The sequence below is a fragment of the Acinetobacter sp. UBA6720 genome (assembly GCF_002454215.1).
Lineage (GTDB): Bacteria > Pseudomonadota > Gammaproteobacteria > Pseudomonadales > Moraxellaceae > Acinetobacter.
Genome location: NZ_DKIK01000038.1, coordinates 1 through 2,513, shown reverse-complemented (window position 1 = coordinate 2,513; position 2,513 = coordinate 1). Strand labels below are relative to the sequence as shown.

The following is a 2,513-nucleotide window of genomic DNA, read 5'->3' as shown; positions in this document are numbered from 1 at the left end:
TCTTTCTTGCATCATAAAAATAGCAATGCTATTTTTACTTCTCAAGGGCGCTTAGCTCAGTTGGTAGAGCGTCTGCCTTACAAGCAGAATGTCGGCGGTTCGATCCCGTCAGCGCCCACCATATTCCCTAGTCGTAAAAACCTTGCTTATCTCAAGCTGTTTTCATACACTTCTGTGCAATAATAATTTTAAAACATGACAGATTTATGAGAAATCCATATCAACGCAAAGCTGCATCTAAAAATCAAAATATTGCTTACGATCCTCTCCAAGTTTATCGCCTTTTTATTGAAACTATTGTGCATCAGGGCCATGTTTTGGCGTTGTATCATGATGGGTGGGCACTCTGTGCTACACCAACTGGACAGCGTTCATTTGCGATGTGGCAGAGTAAAGGCTTAGCACAGCTTTTAGTGAAAGATAATTGGGCGGGTTATGAAATTCAGAGTATTGGTTTAACGGACTTGGTTGAAAAAGTGATTCCTTTTTTACGTGTTGAAAATACGACAGTGTCGATGAATTTAACACCAGAAGGGCAGAATGTTTTGGTTGCTCCTGAAAAATTATTATTAGATATTAAAAATTATCTGTATCAGTTTTCGATACAAAAGCCTGATTTATTCAAGCAATTACAATTGCCTTCACCACGTCATATTCGTCTGCATTAATATATTGTTTTGCTTTAGTATTCGTTGAGTAGCCAACCGCTAATAAAGGCAAAATACTCTCGTAGCCATGCGTTATAGCGAGTTTCAAGTGGTGTTTTAGCACCGATCATGATGGGTGATTGATAACCTTGGCGAATTGCAATCGCACGACTACGTGGAATGTGGAAATCGCTGGTGACAATCGCAATCGGTTGTTCAATAGAGATATGTTGTTGAGCTAAAATCTTTTTGCTATTGAACAGGTTTAACTCTGTACTGGTACTTTGTTCTTCGGTGTAGATGCGATGGGCTGGAATATGGTGTTGATCCACCAAATATTGACGCATTGCGTTGGCTTCGCTGATGTTTTGCTGTGGAGATAGCCCACCACTTACAACAATAATAGTTTCTGGATATTGTTTTACGTAATGAGCTGCCTGATCTAAGCGACTGGCTAAGGTTGGACTCGGTTTACCGTGCTTTAGCCCACTGCCAAGAACTAAAACGGCGGGTGCATTGACATGGGGTATGTTTTGTTCATTTGAAAATTTTAAAAAGAGAAAGAAAATGGCTAAACTACAAATCCATAGCAAGAAAATAGCCCAAGTGTAACGCCATATTGATTGTCGGATTTTATTGGTTTGAATATAAGCCCTAAGCCTAGGGGCGGTGAGTGCATAAATCAGCAGACCTAATCCAATAAACAAAGGCAGGAGAATGCCGAAATCAAAGCGGAGTTTTAAAATAAAATACAAGCCATTTGCGAAAAGTAATGAACCGATGACAAAACTAATGATTCTTTTTGATTTTTGCATGTAGGCTTGTGAGTTTAGGCTTTGCATGGATTTTAGCAAATTTATATATAAAAAAACCGAGCACTGTGGCTCGGTTTTCTCATCTTGATTTAATGTTTAATAAACATCACGACGGTAACGACCTTCTTGGCGGAGTTGATCTAATTTTTCTTCGCCTAAGATTTCTACCAACGCTGTATCAACATCACTTGCCATCCCATTAATGCTACCGCAGACATAAATGACGGCACCCTTTTCAACCCATGTTTTAAGCTCATGGGCTTGTTCAGTCAGTTTATGGTGTACATAAACTTTCTCTGCTTGATCTCGTGAGAATGCTAAATCTAAGCGTTGCAACATGCCTGTGGTTTGCCATGCTTCAATCGTACTTTGATAGAAGAAATCATGTTCACGCTGACGCTCACCAAAGATCAACCAGTTTTGAGTATAGTCTAGGCGGGTACGTGCATGGAGTAGACTCATTAAACCGGCGATGCCTGTGCCATTACCAATACAAATGATAGGACGGTTGTCATTGATCAAGTGGAAAGATTCATTGGTACGAATACGTAGTGCAATAGGTTGCTGAAGCTCGGCATGTCGGGTTAACCAACCTGAACCTAAGCCCAGTTCACCTTCTAAATCTTGCTGTTGGCGCACAACCAACCGTAACACTTGTTGGGCCGGTACACTTGCAATCGAGTATTCACGTGTAGGTAAAGGGCTCAACTGTTCCAGCAAATCTTCCAAATTGGCAAAAGGCTCAATCTCTGTGCTGAGGTTTTTATCCCAAAGTGCTTGCTCAATCGAAATAGCTAAGGATTCAACGATGCTCTGTGCTGCAATGTGATGCTTTTGCATAAATGCTTGGATACGTGCTGTGCTATTACCAGGTTGGATTTCAGCAATATCGCCTGCTTGCCATGTAACATCGAAGTTGGTTTTTAGCTCGATATTATAAGCATGTGCGCCAACACTGTTTGGATTGAGTACTTCACGTTGTGCCAAAGTCCATTGATCAAAGGTTTTATCAATATTCATGGCTTGAAGTTCAAGTTTTGTTGCAGAGGCA

At 40.7% G+C, this 2,513-nt stretch carries 2 protein-coding genes, 1 tRNA gene and 1 pseudogene; 2 read left to right on the top strand and 2 right to left on the bottom strand.

Translation table 11 applies throughout. The annotated features are described in order from the left end of the window. Positions 1–45 precede the first annotated feature (45 nt). Positions 46–121, top strand: a tRNA-Val gene (locus tag B4F08_RS03385). Between the two features lie 85 nt (positions 122–206). Next, positions 207–668, top strand: coding sequence for a DUF2750 domain-containing protein (locus tag B4F08_RS03380; RefSeq protein WP_291373164.1), 462 nt, complete (start codon positions 207–209; stop codon positions 666–668). A gap of 14 nt (positions 669–682) precedes the next feature. On the opposite strand, the gene B4F08_RS03375 is transcribed toward B4F08_RS03380, so the two are convergent. Both B4F08_RS03375 and B4F08_RS03370 read right to left on the bottom strand, forming a co-directional pair. Next, positions 683–1,489 (bottom strand): YdcF family protein, encoded by an 807-nt coding sequence (locus B4F08_RS03375; RefSeq protein ID WP_291373163.1) that lies wholly within the window; start codon positions 1,487–1,489, stop codon positions 683–685. Positions 1,490–1,558: 69 nt separating this feature from the next. Continuing rightward, positions 1,559–2,513, bottom strand: a pseudogene (locus tag B4F08_RS03370) (hypothetical protein); the annotation flags it as partial.

Bases quoted from the DNA above. Each gene is read 5' to 3' on its own strand.
- B4F08_RS03380 (WP_291373164.1), top strand. From the start codon at position 207: ATGAGAAATCCATATCAACGCAAAGCTGCATCTAAAAATCAAAATATT.
- B4F08_RS03375 (WP_291373163.1), bottom strand. From the start codon at position 1,489: ATGCAAAGCCTAAACTCACAAGCCTACATGCAAAAATCAAAAAGAATC.